This is a genomic window from Pedobacter duraquae, from assembly GCF_004362245.1.
In the GTDB taxonomy this organism is placed as follows: Bacteria; Bacteroidota; Bacteroidia; order Sphingobacteriales; family Sphingobacteriaceae; genus Pedobacter; species Pedobacter duraquae.
This window is the reverse complement of sequence record NZ_SNWM01000003.1, coordinates 320,326-341,233: the sequence shown is the minus strand read 5'-3', so window position 1 is coordinate 341,233 and position 20,908 is coordinate 320,326. Positions and strand designations below refer to the sequence as shown.

Annotated in this window: 20 protein-coding genes; 1 reads left to right on the top strand and 19 read right to left on the bottom strand. The window is 41.0% G+C overall.

The window, feature by feature from the left end:
- Positions 1 to 8: 8 nt before the first annotated feature.
- From CLV32_RS12945 to CLV32_RS12860, 18 genes are all read right to left on the bottom strand, one after another.
- A complete protein-coding gene (locus CLV32_RS12945; protein WP_133556171.1) occupies positions 9 to 677 on the bottom strand; it encodes a DUF2461 domain-containing protein in 669 nt (222 codons plus the stop codon).
- Positions 670 to 924 carry a hypothetical protein gene (locus CLV32_RS12940; RefSeq protein WP_133556169.1) on the bottom strand — a complete coding sequence of 85 codons (255 nt, stop codon included), beginning with the start codon at positions 922 to 924 and terminating at the stop codon, positions 670 to 672. The genes CLV32_RS12945 and CLV32_RS12940 overlap by 8 nt, the downstream gene beginning before the upstream one ends.
- Positions 925 to 1,000: 76 nt before the next feature.
- Positions 1,001 to 1,573, bottom strand: coding sequence for a DUF420 domain-containing protein (locus CLV32_RS12935; RefSeq protein ID WP_317130256.1), 573 nt, complete (start codon positions 1,571 to 1,573; stop codon positions 1,001 to 1,003).
- Positions 1,574 to 1,591: 18 nt separating this feature from the next.
- Positions 1,592 to 2,299: an SCO family protein gene (locus CLV32_RS12930; protein ID WP_133556167.1), complete on the bottom strand. Its 708-nt coding sequence runs from the start codon at positions 2,297 to 2,299 to the stop codon at positions 1,592 to 1,594.
- Complete coding sequence (locus CLV32_RS12925) at positions 2,300 to 2,656, bottom strand: cytochrome C oxidase subunit IV family protein (protein ID WP_133556165.1); 357 nt, start codon at positions 2,654 to 2,656, stop codon at positions 2,300 to 2,302.
- A gap of 11 nt (positions 2,657 to 2,667) precedes the next feature.
- The gene (locus CLV32_RS12920) at positions 2,668 to 3,375 is read right to left on the bottom strand and encodes a cytochrome c oxidase subunit 3 (RefSeq protein WP_133556163.1); all 708 of its coding nucleotides are present in this window, start codon (positions 3,373 to 3,375) and stop codon (positions 2,668 to 2,670) included.
- 30 nt (positions 3,376 to 3,405) lie between these two features.
- Positions 3,406 to 3,984 carry a cytochrome c oxidase subunit 3 gene (locus CLV32_RS12915; RefSeq protein WP_133556161.1) on the bottom strand — a complete coding sequence of 193 codons (579 nt, stop codon included), beginning with the start codon at positions 3,982 to 3,984 and terminating at the stop codon, positions 3,406 to 3,408.
- Between the two features lie 5 nt (positions 3,985 to 3,989).
- The gene (gene cyoE / locus CLV32_RS12910) at positions 3,990 to 4,892 is read right to left on the bottom strand and encodes a heme o synthase (protein WP_133556159.1); all 903 of its coding nucleotides are present in this window, start codon (positions 4,890 to 4,892) and stop codon (positions 3,990 to 3,992) included.
- A 14-nt stretch (positions 4,893 to 4,906) separates the two neighbouring features.
- Positions 4,907 to 5,965: a COX15/CtaA family protein gene (locus CLV32_RS12905; RefSeq protein ID WP_133556157.1), complete on the bottom strand. Its 1,059-nt coding sequence runs from the start codon at positions 5,963 to 5,965 to the stop codon at positions 4,907 to 4,909.
- An 88-nt stretch (positions 5,966 to 6,053) separates the two neighbouring features.
- Positions 6,054 to 7,847, bottom strand: a complete 1,794-nt coding sequence (locus CLV32_RS12900; RefSeq protein ID WP_133557133.1) for a cytochrome c oxidase subunit I — start codon at positions 7,845 to 7,847, stop codon at positions 6,054 to 6,056.
- A gap of 123 nt (positions 7,848 to 7,970) precedes the next feature.
- Positions 7,971 to 9,218, bottom strand: a complete 1,248-nt coding sequence (locus tag CLV32_RS12895; protein ID WP_133556155.1) for a cytochrome c oxidase subunit II — start codon at positions 9,216 to 9,218, stop codon at positions 7,971 to 7,973.
- A gap of 62 nt (positions 9,219 to 9,280) precedes the next feature.
- Positions 9,281 to 10,495 carry a quinol:cytochrome C oxidoreductase gene (locus CLV32_RS12890; protein WP_133556153.1) on the bottom strand — a complete coding sequence of 405 codons (1,215 nt, stop codon included), beginning with the start codon at positions 10,493 to 10,495 and terminating at the stop codon, positions 9,281 to 9,283.
- A gap of 15 nt (positions 10,496 to 10,510) precedes the next feature.
- Positions 10,511 to 11,095 (bottom strand): c-type cytochrome, encoded by a 585-nt coding sequence (locus CLV32_RS12885; RefSeq protein WP_243732306.1) that lies wholly within the window; start codon positions 11,093 to 11,095, stop codon positions 10,511 to 10,513.
- Positions 11,088 to 11,624 carry a DUF3341 domain-containing protein gene (locus tag CLV32_RS12880; protein WP_133556149.1) on the bottom strand — a complete coding sequence of 179 codons (537 nt, stop codon included), beginning with the start codon at positions 11,622 to 11,624 and terminating at the stop codon, positions 11,088 to 11,090. Before CLV32_RS12880 ends, CLV32_RS12885 begins: the two co-directional genes overlap by 8 nt.
- A gap of 2 nt (positions 11,625 to 11,626) precedes the next feature.
- The gene (gene nrfD / locus CLV32_RS12875) at positions 11,627 to 13,099 is read right to left on the bottom strand and encodes an NrfD/PsrC family molybdoenzyme membrane anchor subunit (RefSeq protein WP_133556147.1); all 1,473 of its coding nucleotides are present in this window, start codon (positions 13,097 to 13,099) and stop codon (positions 11,627 to 11,629) included.
- Positions 13,100 to 13,122: 23 nt separating this feature from the next.
- Positions 13,123 to 16,143, bottom strand: a complete 3,021-nt coding sequence (locus tag CLV32_RS12870; RefSeq protein ID WP_133556145.1) for a TAT-variant-translocated molybdopterin oxidoreductase — start codon at positions 16,141 to 16,143, stop codon at positions 13,123 to 13,125.
- 46 nt (positions 16,144 to 16,189) lie between these two features.
- Entirely contained in the window at positions 16,190 to 17,482 is a 1,293-nt protein-coding gene (locus tag CLV32_RS12865; RefSeq protein ID WP_133556143.1) for a c-type cytochrome, read from the bottom strand.
- Between the two features lie 251 nt (positions 17,483 to 17,733).
- The gene (locus CLV32_RS12860; RefSeq protein WP_133556141.1) at positions 17,734 to 18,714 is read right to left on the bottom strand and encodes a deoxyhypusine synthase family protein; all 981 of its coding nucleotides are present in this window, start codon (positions 18,712 to 18,714) and stop codon (positions 17,734 to 17,736) included.
- A gap of 214 nt (positions 18,715 to 18,928) precedes the next feature.
- On the opposite strand from CLV32_RS12860, the gene CLV32_RS12855 reads away from it, so the two are divergent.
- A complete protein-coding gene (locus tag CLV32_RS12855) occupies positions 18,929 to 20,062 on the top strand; it encodes a BamA/TamA family outer membrane protein (RefSeq protein ID WP_133556139.1) in 1,134 nt (377 codons plus the stop codon).
- Here CLV32_RS12855 and CLV32_RS12850 read toward each other — a convergent pair.
- Positions 20,059 to 20,841: an O-methyltransferase gene (locus CLV32_RS12850; RefSeq protein WP_133556137.1), complete on the bottom strand. Its 783-nt coding sequence runs from the start codon at positions 20,839 to 20,841 to the stop codon at positions 20,059 to 20,061. The genes CLV32_RS12855 and CLV32_RS12850 overlap by 4 nt on opposite strands.
- Positions 20,842 to 20,908 lie beyond the last annotated feature (67 nt).

Sequence of the window (20,908 nt, the reverse complement as noted above, 5' to 3'; positions counted from 1 at the left end):
TCGGCTGTTTAATTGCTGTCAGCAACCGCAGTTCTCAGAAAAGAAATCAGCGGGTAAACGGTCTTAAAAGCGATATCAATTTTATTGGAAATACCTGGTTTAAAAAGTTCTTCATCTTTAAGCGGATACACGGCTTCAAAGCTTTTAAGCTTAAGTATATCTATTAAAGGATTATCAATATCGTAACCCTTCGGCGCATTTTTTAAAGTGTCTTCCCGGGTTAACTGAAAAAGCCTTGTAAATGCTTCATCTTCTACAATAGCTCTAAATTCCGCTCCATTATAGTCAATCTCTTCCCTGATTTGCTTAAGGTCTGCCGCCGCTGGCTGCCAATATCCTCCTGCGAAGAAAGATTTACCGGGCTGCAAATGCAGATAATATCCAGGTTGATTTACATGCTTACCAATTGGGGCAAAGTAAATACCATAATTCGTTTTGTAAGGATCTTTATTTTTGCTGAATCTGACATCCCTGTAAATCCGGAGCAGACATTTTTTTGCTGGTGTATCGATAGAAAAAACAGGGTCGGTCTTTGCAAGCAGCGGGATCAGATCAGTTATAAACTGAATAAGATCTGCTTTAGCCTCCTCATACCTGTCTTTATTCAGTGCAAACCATTCTCTATTGTTATTCTGGTCAACTTCTTTTAAAAAATGAAGCGTGTCCCGTTTAATCATGGCCCAGGCTTGGAGTTGATTTTTTACGGAATTTGAAATACCAAAGTGCGCCTAAACTTCCGATAAGTAAATAAGGAATGGCCATCAGGTAAAGTACGCCTGTGTTTAGACCTTTGGCTTGCGTATTACCGTTCTTTACACCCTGCTCGGCACTGATGGTGCACATGGCACATTGTGCCTGGACCGGAGCCGACTGCCCAGCACTAATTGCAATTACCAGTAAAAAGATATAGACTAATTTTTTCATTGACTTATTTTACGATGGAGGAAAATTGATCAATCTTCTCCTATGCTCAAATATACATATAAAACGAAAAAACGTTTCAAAAATTATAATATGGAGAAATCATCAGATAGACAATCACACCTGTTACGGCTACATATAACCACACAGGATAAGCCCAGCGCACAATTTTGCGGTGTTTCTCAATCTGCATGTTAAACCCGCGTAAAAAGCTAACCAGAATAAGCGGTAATACAACGATGGCCAGCAAAATGTGGGTAAGCAAAATAACGTAATAGATGTACCGGACCGCGCCTACAGATGCAGCTTCGGCAGCTGATAACACACCATTGTGATCAATATCGCCAAACTTAGTATCTTTCTCATATAAGTGGAAAATGATATAAAATATTAGGAAGATGGCAGACAGGCAGAATGTAATTACATTCGTCACCTTATGTGCCTGGATATTCTTCTTCTTGATGAAGATCAGGGACAGGATTAGCAGGACCGAGCATAGGGCGTTAATACCGCCAATTAGATGTGGCAGCACATAAACGAACGACGGAATAGGTTGCGGCGCCGGAGCAAGCTTTAAAATGATCACAACAGTAAGTACTACTGCGGTAACAACCCAGATCAGGCGCAAAAAGAATTTATCAGTTATATTCATTGTATTTGGATTCCGGAATTATCTTCCGTCTGTATTATTTCTTAGTTCTTCCGTAATGAGTACTTTAATCTCATCGTCAAGTTTAGAGAGCGCTTCCTGACTTGTCGCTTCATAATAGCCGCGGATCCGGTGTTGTGGATCAATCAGGACAAACAGATTGCTGTAGATAAATTTCTGTCCATTGGCATCTTTTGTTTGCAATGCATCAATAAACAGCTGTTTGTTTACAAGATTATATACCTGGGCACTATCACCAGTCAGGAAATCCCATTTCCGGTATTTAGCTTCCAATTGCTTCGCATAAGGATCGAGCACAGCTGGTGTATCATGTAGCGGGTCAATACTGACACTTACAAAATTTAAGATTCTGTTTTTACCGTAGGTGAATTCGAAAGCCTTGATTGCCTTATTTGCATAGGTTACTCCGAAGTTAGTACCCTTTGTATAGAATAAATTAAGAATCAGGATCTTCCCTTTATAAGTATCCCAGCTTACTACGGATCCTTTCTGATCCAGCAATTTAAAGTCAGCGATCTGATGGTACAATGTGTCGGGAACCTTTTTCCCCCTAACACTATGGAAGGTATTGGCCACAATTTTAGGACCGAAAAAAGGAAGCGGTCTATACCTGTTTTTACCTTTATCCTGTAGTAAATAATATAAAAATCCCGGTACCGCTAAAATGGTGACCAGGATTAATATTTTCTTTATAGAGAAATTCTTCATCTATTGAAATGGCATATGTAAGTGCAAATAGCCGCCTTCAATAAGCATTAGCGTGATAAAGTAAAAGATAAATATAAAGGATACAGTTAGTGAAAGCTGCAATCCTAATTTCTCATATTTCAAGTGCATAAAATAGGCTACGATATAGAACGCTTTTACTAAAGTTAACGCGATATATACGAAGTTACCTACATGGTGTGAAAGGTAACCGTTTGGCAATACCCAAAGGGCGATGATAAATTCAATTACCGTGATCAGCAAAAGAATTCCAAATACCTGCCATATTTTGGCTTTGCTTAGTCCGGCGTGCTCATCATGAGCATGCTCGTCTGTTGTATGTATGTTATGATCTGACATGTGATTGATGATTAAACTAGATAGAAGAATGTAAATACGAATACCCAAACAAGGTCTACAAAGTGCCAGTAAAGACCAACTTTCTCTACCATCAGGTAGTGACCACGTCTTTCAAAAGTACCATTGATAACCATGCAAAGAATAATGATGTTGATAATTACACCGCTAAATACGTGGAAACCGTGGAATCCTGTGATTGTAAAGAACAGATTTGCAAACTGTAAAGCTGCGATATCGGATACTGCACCATTATAGAAGTGTTTCAACTCTTCAGGTCCTGGAATAGATCCCCACCAGAAACCTTCGTGGTGTAAGTGTGTCCACTCTAAAGCCTGACAGCCTAAGAACATGAATCCACCAATAATTGTAGCGATCATCCAGCCTATTACTTCATTTTTAGCACGTCTGTGCCCTGCTTCTACAGCAAGTACCATCGTTACTGAACTCATGATCAGGATAAAAGTCATGATACCTACGAAAACCAAAGGAGCTCCGCTGTCCATAACACCTGGGATAGACTGGAATACCAGATCCGGATCAGGCCATGTAAATTTCGTAAAACGTTGTGCTCCGTAGTATACCAGTAAAGAAGAAAAAGTAAAGGCATCTGATAGCAGGAAAAACCACATCATGACTTTGCCATACTCTACAGACCAAGGTGAGCGGCCGCCACTCCATGGATCGGTTTTAACCTGATCTAATTGTGATAATGAATCCATTTTAAAAATTGTAATAGTTTGTTAAAAAGTCTAACTGTTCAAAAGTAAAAAAACATACAGATATATCCACAATATATCTATAAAATGCCAAAAAATCGAGGTTATTTCCATCCGAAATTGCTGTCTGTCCACAGAAATATTACGGTAGGCCCCGAACAGGCTGCCCAAGACCAATCCAAGTCCTGCTAGAATGTGTAAAATGTGAAATCCTGAGACCACATAGATCAACGAAATTGCTGCGTTATTGTTCGAGAAAACTGCTCCTGTTTGTACCAGAGTTCCCCATGCGCTGATTTGTAAATAAGCGAAAATAACACCAAGACCTAATGTAAGCCAAAGAAAGAACTTCTGCATCGAAAATTCCTGATTTCTGAAAGCTCTGGAGGCCAAAAATAAACATACACTGCTTACCAGTAGCACGCCTGTGCTATACATAAAAAGATCAGGAAGTACCAAACCATGCCCCTTACCTTTCGATGCTGCAAAAACGATGTAATAACTTGTCCATCCTCCAAACATAATCGTTGAAGAAACAACAAATAACCAGATTATAAATTTCTTAGCCCTAAAATCGAGCTTCACTTCGTGTTGATTGATTGATTGTACCATATATACTATTTTGCTATAAGATCAAATAATAGGGCGAGCTGAACAAGTGGCAGGTAAAAGAATGAACAGAACATCACCTTCCGGGCACTAGCCAAATCCTTTTTGATAACCAGCTGTGCTCCATAATAAGAAAAGAAAAGACCGGCGATCAATGAGATACCACCTACATAATATCCACCAAATCCATAATATGTTGGCAACAGTCCTGCAGGTATAGTCAGTAAAGTTGTAATCAAAATAACCACAGCGCTGATTTGATCGCGTTTCCCACTTGGAAGCAGTCTGAACCCCGCCAGTTTGTAGTCATCATCCAGCACCCATGCAATCGCCCAGAAATGTGGAAACTGCCACGCAAACTGAACCAGAAATAAAACAATCGCTATGTTATAATCTACAGCTAAAAAATCGGTCGTTTTACCCAATGCAGCGAGGTATCCAATGAGTGGTGGCAACGCCCCCGGTATGGCGCCAACAAAAACAGAAATTACTGATTTACGTTTGAGGGGTGTATAGGCAAAGGCGTATAATAAAATTGAGAAGACCGACAATAATCCTGTTTCAAGGTTAAGCTTACCCAATAACCAGGTACCCAGCATTCCCATCAATAAACCTGACACAAGTCCTTGTCCTGTTGTCATACGTCCTGCTGGCATAGGCCTGTCTTTCGTACGTGTCATTAGCCTGTCGAGGTCTTTTTCAATAATTTCATTGAAACAATTTGCTGCTCCCGTAACGAAAAACCCACCCACAATAAGAATCAACCAATTCCCCCAGGCTATTCCTTCAATCGCTCCCCTTGACACCTGCATCTTTGACCCGATCAGGAAAGTTACTGATGCAGAAAATACCACCAGAAAAGTAAGTCTGAATTTAATGAGTTTCGAGAAGTCTGAAAAAAACTGTTTCAATCTTATATAGTTAATTATTTATTGTAAGTGCTGGTTCTATATACCAACAGGTACAAATAGAATTGTAAGGTAAATAAGGTAGTAGAAAAAAGTATATGTAAAGCCTGAGCGTAAGGAGGCAATGCAAAGTTAGACAATAAAATCCCAGTTGCAATTTGAACAATCAAAACAATGACAATAGAATTGCTCACCAATAAAGCTGTAGCCCTTCCACCAAATTTATCAGCCACAAATTTATAAACCAGCGCACTTATCACAGCCACCAGAACAGCCATATCACGGTGATAGTCAAAAATAGACCCTGCTTTGAGCACCCAGGTGTTCCGTTGATCATAGCCCAAAGATTTTGAAATAAAGTCTATGGCTTCACGCAGTTCTGTACCCATCACAATCTGCACTACCGTTAACACAAGCGATAAAAATATAAGCAGGCGCAACCAAGTCACATTGGAAATCACTACAACAGGCTCGCTATGCATTTCCCTGGCGTAGTTATAGGTATAAACTAATACCGCAAGTATAACAAGAGCCAACAGCATGTGAACGGTAACAACCCAGGCCAATAGATTTGTGGATACCACAATAGAGCCAAGCCATGCCTGGAAGCCAACCATAACGAGGTTAAACAAACTCAACCAGATTATCCGTTTAGCGGTTTTACGATAGGTAAATGAATACACAGTAAGACCAATCAGGAAAAAGCCAGTAAGTGCGCCCATCAATCTGTTTCCATATTCTGTCCAGGTCTGAGCAGCGTTGAAATGCTCAGGAATCAGGATGGTTTTATCATTTCTGATTTTATCGGCAAGTTCCTTTTTGCCCATTTTGTCGAGCGACTTCGCAAAACGTTCGTTCTTAGCTACCCGCTGTGCAACGTATTTCTGCTGATAATCTGCCGGCAACTGCTCAACGGACGTTGGAGGGATGTATTGTCCAAAGCACTTAGGCCAGTCTGGACAGCCCATGCCAGAGCCCGTACTGCGCACAATACCACCAGCCAGAATAAGCAGTAATGTTACTGCTATTGTGATCAGGTTAAGTCTTACAAACCTACGTTCGGACTGAGAAACCATTGGGGAATACTTTTAAAAAAAATGAGGTATCTGCGGTAAAATATTACTCGAACAGATACCTCAATATGAATACGATCAGCGATCAGCTTTAGTCAACTATTGTTTTTTGTTTTGCTTCCTGTGCAGCCATCCATTCTTCCTGGATACGTTCTGCCTCTGTATTGCCTTCAAAATCGTGTGGCATGTTAGAGCTCATTGTCAATGAGAAAGGAACAGTCTGAGGAATAAAATCCTCTTCAGCACCTGGCTTGCTATAATCATATGGCCAACGGTATACTGTTGGGATCTCTCCAGGCCAGTTGCCATGTAAATGTTCTACTGGTGTAGTCCACTCTAAAGTATTTGCTTCCCAAGGGTTTTGAGGAGCAACTTTACCTTTGAAAATTGAATAGAAGAAGTTGAACAAGAAAGCAACCTGAGCAAGTGCTGCAATAATTGCTGCCCATGTTACGAAGATGTTTACAGTAACCCATTTCTGCATAAATTCAAACTCGGTGAATGCATAGTAACGACGTGGCACACCATCAAGACCTAAGAAGTGAAGCGGGAAGAATACCAGGTATGCACAGATAAAAGTTAACCAGAAATGCAGGTAACCCAATTTAGCATTCATCATTCTACCAAACATTTTAGGGAACCAGTGATAAACACCGGCAAGCATACCAAAGATCGCTGCAGACCCCATTACAAGGTGGAAGTGAGCAACAACGAAGTAAGTATCATGTAAGTTAATGTCTAACGAAGCGTTACCAAGGAAAATACCTGTTAAACCACCCGAGATGAAGAACGATACCAAACCGATAGCGAACAACATTGCAGGCGTAAAACGGATGTTACCTCTCCATAACGTTGCCAGGTAGTTAAACGTTTTTACTGCCGAAGGAACAGCGATAATTAACGTTGTGATCATGAAGACCCCACCTAACAATGGATTCATACCGGTCACGAACATATGGTGACCCCATACGATAAACGACAGGATAGTAATACCAATCAATGAATAAACCATCGCATGGTAACCGAAGATTGGTTTTCTTGAGTTTACAGAGATAACCTCAGAAGAAATACCCAATGCTGGCATAATTACAATATATACCTCCGGGTGACCAAGGAACCAGAACAAGTGTTGCCAAAGGATAGGTGAACCACCTTCATTTGGTAATACCTGTGTACCAATAACGATATCGGATAAGTAGAAACTTGTACCGAAACTTCTATCGAAGATCAACAGCACAACACCTGCAACTAATACAGGGAAAGAAAGGATACCCAAAATAGCAGTAAGGAAGAAAGCCCAGATTGTCAAAGGCATTTTCCAAAGGTCCATACCTTTAGTACGCATGTTCAATACAGTACTCACGTAGTTGATACCGCCCATCAGGGAAGAAACAACGAAGCAGATCATGCTTATCAACCATAATGTCATACCAGTACCCGAACCAGGAATGGCCTTAGGCAATGCAGATAATGGTGGATAAACTGTCCATCCAGCACTTGCCGGACCTGTCTGAACAAAGAAAGAACACATCATTACCACACATGCAGTAAAGAAGAACCAGTAAGATAACATGTTCATGAAAGGCGAAGCCATATCACGTGCTCCCAATTGAAGCGGGATCAATAAGTTACTAAATGTACCACTCAGTCCAGCTGTAAGTACAAAGAATACCATGATGGTACCATGTATGGTTACCAATGCCAGGTAGAACTCCGGACGGATCCTGCCACCTTCAGCCCATTTACCCAGGAATGTTTCCAGGATAGGGAAAGATCTGTCAGGCCATGCCAGTTGCAGACGGAACAAGATCGATAGGCCCATGGCAATAACGGCCATAATGATACCTGTGATCAAGAACTGCTTAGCGATCATCTTATGATCCATGCTGAAAACATACTTGCTTAAGAATGTCTCTTTGTGATGTCCATGAGCATGATCATCATGACTATCGTGGTGTTGATTATTTTGTATTGTTATAGTTGACATAATGTGCTATTCCAGTATGAATTATTTTTTTAAAGCCAATTGATTTGATTTAACAGCTGAAGAATCCTTAGCAGCTGAATCTGCAGGTGCTGCAGCAGCCGGCGCAGCAGGATCCGCTACCAGTGGCAAATTGAATTGCTTTCTCAAATCATTATTTAAATACGTTGGTTGTTTAACAATCCAGGCATTGTATTCTTCCTGAGAAACAACTCTTACTACCTTTTGCATGTTATAGTGTCCTGATCCGCAGATTTTAGAGCAATAGAACAAATACTTAAAGGCCGGATCGTTGGTTTTAACCTGCATATCTGCAGTAGTAATCGTTGGCGTAAACTCGAAGTAAGACACCATACCAGGAACTGTGTTCAGCTGAACCCTGAAGTTTGGCATGTAGAAACTGTGCAGTACATCTTTACTGGTCAGGATCAATCTTACTGGTTTGTTAACCGGGATTACAAGCTCATCTGCTGTTTGATCATCCAGGTTATTTTTGTCTTTAAAGTCGATACCCAATGCGTTCGTACCGGTAATCATTTTATAGTTTTTCACACCAACTACACCGTCTTTTCCAGGATAACGGATAGACCATGCAAATTGCTGAGAAGTAATTTCAACGCTCAATGGTTTGTTGTTAGGGTCTTCCACTTTATAGAAGATAGATCTCCAGGTTAAGAAACCCATCAATACCAAAACACTCAATACTACCGCAGGGATAATAGTCCAGATGCGCTCTAATGCATTGTTATGTGGATAGTAATACGCTTTTCTTTTTCCACTGTGTTTGTAGAAGTAAGAGAATGCAAACAGGATAATGTGTGTTGCTATAAATACGATAGTGGTGATGATCAATGTCAGGTTAAACATCTCATCAATCTTCTTACCGTGCTCTGAAGCTGCCTCAGGAAGGATCATGTTACCATGAACCGTATATTCCCAATACACGCCATATAAACCTACGATAAGGAATAAGGCAAAAAGACTTGCGTTTACGGCATTCCAGTTAATTGCAGCAGGTTTATCCTGAGCTTCTCTGGTTAGCTCATATACCCTGATCGCTTTACCTACAATTGCTATAAATAAGCAAAGTAGTAAAAACAAGAGCGCATAGAACGCTATAGACTTATAGATAGGTTCCATATCTATAGGTTTTGCCGGCGCAGCAGCAGTGGCAGCAGCTTCTTGCGCAAATACACTGGTATTTGCAAACACAGTTAGGATAACTGCCAGACCCGCTATTGTCTTATTACTTATAAATTTTCTTAAACTCATTTTCTTAAAAGTAGTACGTTGTACTTCTATATCTATTAATTAATATGCCCTCTATCTTAATCCTAGAGATGGTGATTCAAACTTTCTTCCAATAACGGGTGATTTTTTGCAATCAACGGTTTCTTGCTTAAAGCGGTTAACACGGTAAAGGTAAACAAACCTACAAAACCTACAGCAGTTCCGATCTCAATAAATCCAAATCCATTGTGTTGTTCTACTGTACCTGGCATAATCATCTGATAATAATCGATCCAGTGACCGCAAAGTACTACGATAGAAACAAACAGCAATACGTTCTCCTGTCTTTTATTGTCACGATCCATTAATAATAGCACTGGCGACAAGAAGTTCAGGAACAGGTTCAGGAAGAACCATATTTTATAATATTCAAATCTTTTGTAGAAATAAACAGTCTCTTCAGGCATGTTGGCATAATAGATCAACATAAACTGTGCAAACCATACGTAAGTCCAGAAGATAGAAAAACCGAAGATAAACTGACCTAAGTTGTGCAGGTGACTGTTGTTTACCCATGGCATATAACCTGCTTTTCTCAACAGGATAATGATGATAGCCATAGTAGCCAGACTGCTTACCCACATGGCAGCAAAGTTGTACCAACCAAACATGGTAGAGAACCAGTGTGCTTCAAGAGACATCACAGTATCGAAAGCGAAGATTGGTGTAGTAAATCCGTAGATAACCAGAAATATACAAGAGTATTTAAAGCTTTTTCTGTAAGAATTCAAACCACCTTCCAGATCTTCGTTATTAGACAACTTGGCAAGCAACGTAGCGAAGAAGCTATAGATAGCTAAAAACACAACTTGTCTGGTCATGAAGAAAGGCACATTTAAGAATGCCGATTTACCATCGATCAGTTTGTCATAATTAGAACTATTAGGATCCGTTAAACCTGGAGCATTCCAGTGGTGATACAGATTATGTGTGTATAGACCTGCACCGATGATGGCAAGCAGGATAACTACAGCAATTGGTAATGTTTTAGCCATTGCCTGAGGCACACGGAGGATCGAGGCCGACCAGCCTGCTTGTGCAACAAACTGTACAGCAAGAAAGAATGCACCCGACATACATACACATGCAAAGTAATATCCCATTAATAACAGGTTTGCAAACGTCCGCTCATGAAGTTCATGATCAGAAAAACCGTAGGCAATCGCAGCGATACCGATAACGATACCTACAATGCTTAAAGTCTTTGCTTTACCTGCAAACTCAAACTGCTCAGTCAAATTATAATTATGAGTTCCCATTTATTTAGTGCTTTTCTATTGTATTTTTTGTAATTGTTGAACGTACATCACTACTTTCCATCTTTCTTCAGGAGACAATTGTGAAGCATGTGAGCCCATGTTATTTAAGCCATACATTATTGTATGGTAGATTTTACCTGCGCTTAGGTCTTTCATTAAACCGCCTCTTGAAGAAGCTGCGTCGCCATGATAAGCCGGTACACCGGTAAATTTCTCTATTTGAACCAGGTGGCCTTTACCATCTCCTGCATCACCATGACACGGTGCACAGAAAACTGTAAAATAGTGCTTACCTGAAGTCAGGTTTTCTTTTGTCAAAGGAAGTGGATTTACCAGGTTTGCCCCTGCTGCCTCATATCCTTCTTTGGTATTCGCATACTCGTATTTAACAAATCCAATCGGATCAGTGTTTGGCGGCGGCGTTTGAGCCGTCTGCCCGTTAGCGAAATTCTTGTTTGCCTGATCCGGATTATAAGCAATAGGATCGTACATATTTCTTGCGTACTCCAGCCCTGTGCTCTGCTTATTTCTGCATGCCGTAAATGACACTGAAACAGCTAACACAAAAAACGCGGCGTAAACTATATTATTCTTATTCATAGCTAATATACTTCCTTTCATTATGCTTCACTTCCAAAGCACCTGCATCTTTTAATAAACCATCAATCTTAGTGTGATCAGCATTTTGTTGTGCATCAACAGCAATAACAAACCTGTCGTCAGTCGCCCTTAAATCCATTACCCTTGGTGCTCTGCCCGGGAAAAGGTGGGTAGATGCGTAGTAAGAACCTACTAATCCGAATGCGGTGAAAAGGATAGTCAACTCGAACATAATTGGAATAAAATCCGGCAATGCAAATGACGGCTTACCACCGATGTTATTTCTCCAGTCTACAACCGAGGTCAGGTAGATCAGTGCAAAGGCAGACATCGTTCCTGTAATCCCGCAGAAAAATGCGAAGATATCCAGTCTGGATCTTTTAACCCCTAATTTAGCTTCAATTCCGTGGATAGGCATCGGTGTATACACATCGTGTATAGAAATGTTGTTGGCCTGCAATTGCTCGATGCCATGCATCATTTCATCAGGATCACCAAAACTGCCTAAAATATATTTGATATTACTCATTGTTATATTTTTGCGTATTCTTCTTGTTTAACACTATCAAATTTCTCTAAAGACTCTACGTATTCATCAACGTAAACCTTGTTCAGGTGACCATCTTTAATTTGCTCCATTTTAGCCTGCTCACTTGCGCTTTTCAGTAGTAGTTTAACCTCTGCAATTGCAATAGAAGGAAGAACCCTCAGGAACAATAAGAATAAGGTAAAGAACACACCGATTGAACCAACAAACACACTCACGTCTACCCATGTAGGAGAGAACATTACCCATGATGATGGCAGGTAATCGCGGTGTAACGAAGTAACGATAATTACGAAACGCTCAAACCACATACCGATGTTTACTACGATCGACAGAATCCAGGTAGCAGGAATGCTCAATCTGATTTTCTTGAACCATAACAATTGCGGAGAGATTACGTTACACGTCATCATCATCCAGTAGGCCCACCAGTAAGGACCTGTTGAACGGTTAACGAAAGCGTAAGCTTCGTATTCAGAACCCGAATACCAGGCAATGAAGAACTCAGTAAGGTAAGCCACACCCACGATAGATCCTGTAAGAATGATGATCTTATTCATCGATTCAATGTGGAACATGGTGATGTAGTTTTCAAGACCCAATACTTTACGTGCTACCAGCAATAAGGTAAGTACCATCGCAAAACCTGAGAAGATCGCCCCTGCAACGAAATATGGAGGGAAGATTGTAGTGTGCCATCCAGGAATTACAGATGTTGCAAAGTCCATGGATACAATAGTGTGTACAGAAAGTACTAGTGGTGTTGAAATACCTGCAAGGATCAGAGACACAGCCTCAAAACGTTGCCAGGTTTTAACGTTACCAGACCATCCAAAAGAGAAGATAGAATAGATACGTCTGCGTACACCCGTAGCACGGTCACGGATTGTAGCGATATCCGGTAATAAACCTGTATACCAGAATAAAAGTGATACAGAGAAGTAAGTTGAGATGGCAAACATATCCCAAACCAGTGGTGAGTTAAAGTTAACCCATAGTGATCCGAATTGATTTGGCAATGGAAGTACCCAGTAAGCTAACCATGGACGGCCCATGTGTGATACTACATATGTAGCAGCACAGATTACCGCGAAGATCGTCATCGCTTCTGCCGACCTGTTGATCGAGTTCCTCCAGTTTTGACGGAACAGCAAGAGTACTGCTGAGATCAGGGTTCCGGCGTGACCGATACCTACCCACCATACAAAGCCGGTGATATCCCATGCCCATCCTACTGATTTATTTAATCCCCATGATCCGATACCGTTCCAGAAGGTATAACTTACGGCAACAAGCCATAAGGTAGCACCCATTAGGGAAACGATAAACCCTATCCACCATGCCCGGTTAGGCTTATTCTCAACCGGCATTAAGATATCATTCGTAATCTTTGAATACGTGATATCGTTACCGGTGATTAATGGTTCTCTTAATATTGATTCGTTATGTCCTGACATAATTGTTTTTCTTTAATATCAGCTTACGCTTGTACTGTTGTGTCTGTATTTCTAATTTTTGTCATGTATCCGATTCCTGGCTGTACATTGATCTCTTCCAACACATAATAGATACGTTCGCTGCGAAGTGCTTTAGACACTTCTGAGTTAGGATCGTTTCCATCACCGAAGATGATTGCGTTAGCCGAACATGCTTCCTGACAAGCCATTTTGATATCGCCATCTTTCAACGGACGTTTCTCAATTTTAGCCTGCAGTTTACCTGCCTGGATGCGTTGAATACACATAGAACATTTCTCCATAACACCTCTTGAACGTGTAGTTACATCAGGGTTAAGTACCAACTGAGTAAATTCATTGTTCAGGTAGTTATCGAAACGTGAATCATTCCAGTAGTTGAACCAGTTGAAACGACGCACTTTGTATGGACAGTTGTTTGCACAGTAACGTGTTCCTACACAACGGTTATAAGCCATGTGGTTTAAGCCGTCTGAAGAGTGAACAGTTGCCAATACCGGACATACAGTCTCACAAGGAGCGTGGTCACAGTGCTGACAAAGCATTGGCTGGTGAACTACAGATACGCGATCCATATTTTCCAGATGTGCAATCTCTTTTTCTTCAGTTACACTCTCGCCGTTTTCTTCGAAGCTATAGTAGCGGTCGATACGGATCCAGTGCATTTCTCTACGTCTGCGTACTTCGTCTTTACCTACAACAGGGATGTTATTCTCTACGTTACAAGCAACGATACATGAACCACAACCTGTACATGCATTCAGGTCAATCGCCATAACCCAGTTGTTACCTGGCTTCTCGTATTTATCCCAAAGATCGTAAGTCTTATGTTTCTCACCGTGGTTACCAGAACCAGCAGCAGGATCTTTCACATATTCTTTAAAGGTAGCTTCGCGGATAATGTTACGTCCCTCAAAAGAGTGGTGCGTTTGTGTTTGCGCAAGCTCTTCTGTTCTTCCTGTGCCGCTAAGCTTAACTGTAGTTGCATATTTTAACGTGCCATTTGCATAACCTACAAATGGATAGGCATTCTGACCAACGTTATTTCCAGCTTTACCTACTTTAGTACGACCATAGCCTAAAGCTATTGAAGCTGTACCCTGAGCTTGTCCCGGCTGAATAAGCACAGGCAATTCAATAGTATAACCTTTATCGTCTTTTACAGATACAACATCAAATTCTTTGTATCCTAACTTCTCAGCAAATTTAGGTGCTAAGGCAATGTAATTATCCCATGTTACTTTACTAACCGGATCAGGAAGCTCTAATAAGAATGCGTTGTTTGCATACTTACCATCGCGCATCGGCAAACTTTCGTAAACCTGAAGCTCAATGTCCTTAGCTAATAATTTACTGCTGCTTGCAATTGAAGAAGCAACAGCGTCTAATGATAAACTGAAAGTATAAGCACCGGCAGGTTTTGCTGTAGCAGCAAAAACCCCTGTCTGCAACAAGTCATTCCAGGTTTTTCCTAATCCAGGAAGGATAGTAGCTTCCCAGTTATTACGTACATACTGATAGTATTCTTTAACCGGACCGTTAGACCAGATCAATAAGCTCTCTTCTGCCTGACGTGAGTTAAATACGGGATTGATTGTTGGCTGTACGATAGAATAGTATCCTTCGTAAGCATTAGCATCACCCCATGACTCCAGGTAGTTCGGATTGATTGCAATCACATCACACAGTGAAGACGTTTCGTCTGTTCTGTCTGAGAATGATACTTTCAAGGCTACTTTTGCCAATGCATCAGTAAATGCTTTTGAATTTGCTACATCGTAAGCAGGGTTTGAGTTCAGGAAGAACACAGCACCTACTTCACCCCTGTTCATTTCATTGATCAACTCAGCAAACTCAGCATCGTTACCATTGTAACGTTTGCTTGGATTATCTAAGTCGATTGTAGTACCATAACTACCGATAGCGGAGTTGATGGCATTCACAAGGATTTGTGTAGAAACATCATTAGAACCGCAAACAACAAGGGATTTACCTTTATTTTGCAGCAATTCTTTACCCAATAACTTCAGTGCTTTATCAGCAGATCCGTTGTTTGGCAGTCCACCACCAGCAAGGTTACTTCCTGTGATAGCATTATATAAGGTAATTAAGGCTGGGCCTTCTTCTGATAATTTTACGGGGATACGGGTATCCGCATTGGTACCTGTTAAGCTCATTCCAGCCTCAAACTGGAAGTGGCGCGACATTTTGCCTTTAGCAAGAGATTTATGATCTCTGTTTGATACATACTGCGAAGTGAACTCTTCACCGCTGATCCACGTTCCAAGGAAGTCAGCAGCGAAACTTACTACTAAGTCAGCTTTGTCAAAATTGTATTTAGGGATTACCGCTTTACCAAAGCTGTTCTCGTTCGCTTTGATGATACCTGTATAAGATACAGCATCATATTGAACATGCTTTGTAGTAGGATATACTTTAGTAAAATCAGCAACAACAGCTTTTGTTGACGGACTGTTTACTGATGATGAAACGATACGTATTTTCTTTCCTGCAACCTTAGCTAAACCATCTTTCACAAACTGATCTATTGCCGCCCAGTTCGCTTCAGCATTCTTAAGCACCGGAGCTTTCAGCTTAGATACATCGTACAGGTCTAATACCGAAGCCTGCGCTACAGCATCAGTACCACAGTTGAATGCACCAGCATTAGGATTTGGCTCGATTTTAATCGGTCTGCCTTCCCTGGTTTTAACTAAGATACTCTGTCCATTGAAACTAGACACATAATAGTTAGGTATTCCTGGTACTACTTCTTCCGGCTTGATTAAATAAGGAATAGACTTGTGTACCGGGGCAGGTTGACAGGCCGCCAGCGTAACTGCACCAAGACCAAAGCCTAAAGCTTTCAAAAAGTCGCGGCGCGGAGTTACTGTACTCAATCCTGCTTCATTTAAAACATCTTCTATTGGAAGGGGCTCAGCAAATTCGTTTTTGTTGTTGTCAACAAAATCGGGAGTGTTTTTATACTCCTCTAAGCCTTTCCAGTATTTTTTATTGCTTTCCATTTAAGCTATATTACTGTTTATCGAACGTTCTTTTTACTAAACTCTATTAATAGTGACATTTACCGCATTCCATACCACCAAGGGCAGCAGGTGTAAGTTTCTCGCCTTTTTTGATTTTCTCATGCGCTTCAATGATTTTGTCATAGAATGCATTGCCTTTCATATCAAGCTGCGTCTCTTTATGACAGTTGATACACCATTTCATGGTTAAAGGAGAATATTGGTAGATTTCCTGCATGGTATTCACCGGACCATGACAAGCAAAACAAACCGGCTCATTAGGTTTAAGTCCCTTAGCCTTACGGATAGACTCTTCAGCTACAACAACGTGTTGTGAGTGGTTGAAGTAAGCGAAATCTGGAAGGTTATGAACACGAATCCATTCAACTGGCTTCTCTTTAGATTTATCGTAAGTCATTTTATCTGCATCGTAACCCAATGCATTGTAGATTTTCTGAATCTCAGGAGAGATGTTGCCATCATGGCTGTCTCTTGCCTGAACCTGCTTGTGACAGTTCATACAAACATTCAATGAAGGGATAGAAGCATTTTTAGACTTGAATGCACCTGAGTGACAGTATTGACAGTCGATCTGATTCGTACCCGCATGAAGCTCATGTGAGAACTTAATCGGCTGTACCGGCTGGTAGCCTGTATGAACACCAGTGTTCCACATACCCATCCAACCAAATGTACCCAACACCATCGCTACGCATAGGATGAAGAAAAATACGAATTTTTTGTTTTTGAACAGCAGGCCTATTCCTTGTGATAAAGGCACCTTAACGTCCTCTTCAACAACAATACCTTGTTTTTGCAGAATCAAACGCTCCAGCATTTTAACCGCACGTCCCAGAAGAACAAGGATAATGATAGAGACAACGATGATCGCAACAACTCCTGCAATAGAGAAGCTAGATACTTCGTCAGAGCCAGCAGGGTTTTTAGGATCGTCAGCTTTCTTAGGCTCGCCTACTTTAACATAAGCAAGGATGCTTTTGATCTGCTCCGGAGTTAACGAAGGAAACGCTGTCATCTCCGCATTCGGATTGAACTTCGAAGCCTCAACAGCTTCTTTGTCTCCAGACGCAATAAATGCAGGCGCATTGTTAATCCATTTTAACAAGAAGGCCTCACTCTTCGTTGGAACGATTGTTTGCAGAGCCGGACCAATCAGATCACGGTCTAAAGCGTGACAAGAAGTACATTTCTCTTTAAAAATTTTCCGTCCTTCGGCGGCATCTTGTGCTTGTGTACCAGAAACAATTAAAACAGATAGAGCCGTTAACATAAACGCCGACTTCCAAACTCTTCTAATGATCAATGAGATATTCCTCATAATGAGTATTTTAATGCTTTATTTTAATAACTTGATATTAAGAATTGATGTTTAAACGCTCGTCTATCACCAAAACGTCAACAAAAGTAAAGTTTTATAGGATACCAATGACAAATAAATGACAGGAAATACAATTTATAATCGTTCTAAATTATGCGCTTAAATGCTTTTAAACGAAGAAAATCAGCAATTTTTTACAATTGCTGATTTTCAGGCACTCAAAAAATTTGAGTAAAATTTGCAGATTAAAATTACATTTTTAATATCCACGCAAACATCAGTGGAGCCACGATGGTTGCATCAGATTCTACAATAAATTTCGGTGTATGGATATCAAGTTTACCCCATGTGATCTTCTCATTTGGCACAGCACCAGAATAAGATCCGTATGAAGTTGTAGAATCAGAGATCTGACAGAAGTAGCTCCAGAACGGAATATTCTCCATTTCCATATCCTGATACAACATCGGTACAACACAAATCGGGAAGTCTCCCGCAATACCGCCACCAATCTGGAAGAACCCAATTCCTTTACCATCACTGTTGGCGATATACCAGTTGGCTAACCAACCCATATACTCTATACCACTCTTCATGGTTGTTGCTGTAAGCTCCGATTTCATCACATAAGAAGCGAAGATATTACCCATAGTAGAATCTTCCCATCCTGGAACAACGATAGGCAGGTTTTTCTCTGCCGCTGCAAGCATCCATGAATTTTTAGGATCAATCTCATAGTATTGCTCCAAATCTCCACTCAGCAACATTTTATACATAAACTCATGTGGGAAATAACGTTCACCAGCATCATCTGCATCTTTCCAGATCTTATGGATGTGTTTTTGCAACCTGCGGAAGGCCTCTTCCTCAGGAATACAGGTATCTGTTACCCTGTTGTAATGGTTCTCCAACAGATCCCATTCGTCCTGTGGACTAAGATCGCGGTAATTAGGTACTCTTTTATAGTGTGAGTGTGCAACAAGGTTCATGATATCCTCTTCCAGGTTCGCCCCTGTGCAGGAAATAATGGCTACTTTGTCCTGACGGATCATTTCAGCTAAAGAAATGCCCAGCTCAGCCGTACTCATCGCACCCGCAAGGGTGATCATCATTTTACCGCCCTCATCTAAATGCGTTTCATAGCCTTTGGCTGCGTCCATCATTGCCGCAGCATTAAAGTGAAGGTAATGCCCTTCCATGAATTGAGATATAGGTCCTCTTGTTATGCTCATCTTTTCGTTTTTATGAACCGCAAAAATAAGTAAATATTTAGAATCACCGCATTTTGGTATCAACAGCCAATTCATATTGTTTTTGGCACGCTACATAACAGGTGTAAAGCAGCCGAAATGGCCTACAACCTAAAAAAGTATTCCCAAAAAGAATAACTCACAAAAAAGTTACAAAGCATGCTTTAGATATCAATCCTTTATCTATTTTTAGCTCATGGGAAAATTCATGTTGTGTGTCTTGCTCCTCCTAAGCACACAAGCATTCTGTCAGCGCAAACTGATTAACAAACTTTTATCGAACGAGTCAGACACCACCAGGAAAAGCAGCTTCATGCCGATACCTGTGCTTGGATACAGTCAGGAAACAGGTTTACAATTTGGATTGGGAGTGTTATATTCCACTTACCTGGACAAGAATGACACCCTCAACCGCAGTTCCAACTTTTCCGGAACCAGTGAGATGACCACGCAGAAACAATACCTGCTATCTCTCCGCGGTGATGTATGGACTAAAAGAAATGATATCCACCTGATCGGTGAATTGCGTTTTAAACGCACTCCCTTTAATTTTTATGGCATAGGTAATAAAACGTTGGCTTCAAACATGAGCAGACTTGTTGGAGAACGATTCGGTTTTCTGATAGAAGCTGAAAAGAAAGTTATCAAAAATGTATACTCAGGGATCTCCGTTGGATTTGACAAACAGAAATTTACCAACAAAACTGAAGGCGGCTACTTTGACACTAATCCTGATATCCTTGGCAAAAGAGGCGGATCGGTACTCTTTCTTGGCGTTTCTCAGGCCTACGACAACCGTAACTCCAATAACTACCCTACTCACGGACTTTTCGCAAGGGCGACATTCCAGTATGCACCAGACAATTTTTCAACCAGAGATTTTACAGCGAACCAATTTAAAGTTACAGTCAGCAATTTCTGGACAGTGATGCCGAAAGTAGTACTGGGTGTAAATGGTTATTTCCAAACCATCCAAAGCAATACCAAAAGAACCCCTTTTTATCTGCTTCCGCAGCTTGGCAGCGATGAAATGATGCGCGGATATTATAGTGGCAGATTCAGAGACGAGAATTACATCACTACCCAGGCAGAGTTACGCTACCGTTTCAGCAATCGCTTTGCCGTTGTTGCTTTTGGCGGACTTGGTAAGGTATATCCTAACGGACAATTATCTTTTACCTATCTAAAACCGTCTTATGGCGGAGGTGCCAGATATTTCTTTGATCCCGCAAAGGGACTAAGTGTTCGGATGGATTATGGAATAGGAGAAAAACCGATCAATGAACCCCGTCAAACTGGTTTCTACATCAGTCTCGGCGAAGCTTTCTAATACCGGATTTTAAAATGTTCCTTAGCCTGCCCCTTTTTAAAGAACACTAAACCTATCCAGAACAAGTCTATCGTTACCGTAACCTCGGGATGTGCTTTGATTTCCGCCCAGGCTTCTTTCATTCCCTCACTCCAATAAATATCATCGAAGATGAGCATAGACCGCCCGGTAACTTTAGGCAGGCACCATTTAAAATAATTAAGTGTAGCATCCTTCCTATGGTTACCATCAATATACACAAAGTCCAGCTGCTCCTGCCCTGCTATTACATCAGGCAACAGCAGGTCAAAGTTTCCTACCAATAATTCAATATGCTGCAAGCCCAGCTCCTCGAAGTTCCGTCGGGCAACTGCTGCCGTTTGCGGACAGCCTTCAATAGTGATCACCGCTGCATCGGGCGATGATTTAGCCAGATACGCTGTTGTTAAACCTAAACACGTCCCCAGTTCGATAATAGATGATGGTTCAGCAAAGCGTGCCAGCCTGTAAATCAACTGTGCCAGTTTCGGACTCTTCAAGGCATTCTTGGCAATCTGTTTAACGGTCTTTTTCCTGTTCTTATTCAGGTGCGAACCCGCCCCCAGGTCGGTCACCTCAACGATGGATTCGTCATGATAAAGTTTTTTTCTTTGCGCTTCAATGCTTTCATAATCACTTTTAGCAGCAAAATCGTAAATTACCTCATCGGTAAGCTTATAAACAAAAGGTGAATGTGTGCCATGCCTGGAATTGGAGGTAAGCCAATGCTGCACATAATCTTTGATGAAAGTAAATACCATATAGCAAAAGTAGGGAAACAAATGAAACCTGCCTAAGGTTATGGCAATATTAGAACCGTTAAATTGC

Excerpts from the sequence above, each read along its gene's own strand:
- CLV32_RS12915 (WP_133556161.1), bottom strand. The coding sequence starts at position 3,984 with ATGGTACAATCAATCAATCAACACGAAGTGAAGCTCGATTTTAGGGCT.
- CLV32_RS12885 (WP_243732306.1), bottom strand. The coding sequence starts at position 11,095 with ATGAATAAGAATAATATAGTTTACGCCGCGTTTTTTGTGTTAGCTGTT.
- CLV32_RS12930 (WP_133556167.1), bottom strand. The coding sequence starts at position 2,299 with ATGAAGAATTTCTCTATAAAGAAAATATTAATCCTGGTCACCATTTTA.
- CLV32_RS12850 (WP_133556137.1), bottom strand. The coding sequence starts at position 20,841 with ATGGTATTTACTTTCATCAAAGATTATGTGCAGCATTGGCTTACCTCC.
- nrfD (WP_133556147.1), bottom strand. The coding sequence starts at position 13,099 with ATGTCAGGACATAACGAATCAATATTAAGAGAACCATTAATCACCGGT.
- CLV32_RS12855 (WP_133556139.1), top strand. The coding sequence starts at position 18,929 with ATGGGAAAATTCATGTTGTGTGTCTTGCTCCTCCTAAGCACACAAGCA.
- CLV32_RS12905 (WP_133556157.1), bottom strand. The coding sequence starts at position 5,965 with ATGGTTTCTCAGTCCGAACGTAGGTTTGTAAGACTTAACCTGATCACA.
- CLV32_RS12935 (WP_317130256.1), bottom strand. The coding sequence starts at position 1,573 with ATGAATATAACTGATAAATTCTTTTTGCGCCTGATCTGGGTTGTTACC.
- CLV32_RS12860 (WP_133556141.1), bottom strand. The coding sequence starts at position 18,714 with ATGAGCATAACAAGAGGACCTATATCTCAATTCATGGAAGGGCATTAC.
- CLV32_RS12865 (WP_133556143.1), bottom strand. The coding sequence starts at position 17,482 with ATGAGGAATATCTCATTGATCATTAGAAGAGTTTGGAAGTCGGCGTTT.
- CLV32_RS12890 (WP_133556153.1), bottom strand. The coding sequence starts at position 10,495 with ATGGGAACTCATAATTATAATTTGACTGAGCAGTTTGAGTTTGCAGGT.
- CLV32_RS12945 (WP_133556171.1), bottom strand. The coding sequence starts at position 677 with ATGATTAAACGGGACACGCTTCATTTTTTAAAAGAAGTTGACCAGAAT.
- CLV32_RS12895 (WP_133556155.1), bottom strand. The coding sequence starts at position 9,218 with ATGAGTTTAAGAAAATTTATAAGTAATAAGACAATAGCGGGTCTGGCA.
- CLV32_RS12900 (WP_133557133.1), bottom strand. The coding sequence starts at position 7,847 with ATGGATCATAAGATGATCGCTAAGCAGTTCTTGATCACAGGTATCATT.
- CLV32_RS12940 (WP_133556169.1), bottom strand. The coding sequence starts at position 924 with ATGAAAAAATTAGTCTATATCTTTTTACTGGTAATTGCAATTAGTGCT.
- CLV32_RS12880 (WP_133556149.1), bottom strand. The coding sequence starts at position 11,624 with ATGAGTAATATCAAATATATTTTAGGCAGTTTTGGTGATCCTGATGAA.
- CLV32_RS12870 (WP_133556145.1), bottom strand. The coding sequence starts at position 16,143 with ATGGAAAGCAATAAAAAATACTGGAAAGGCTTAGAGGAGTATAAAAAC.
- CLV32_RS12925 (WP_133556165.1), bottom strand. The coding sequence starts at position 2,656 with ATGTCAGATCATAACATACATACAACAGACGAGCATGCTCATGATGAG.
- CLV32_RS12920 (WP_133556163.1), bottom strand. The coding sequence starts at position 3,375 with ATGGATTCATTATCACAATTAGATCAGGTTAAAACCGATCCATGGAGT.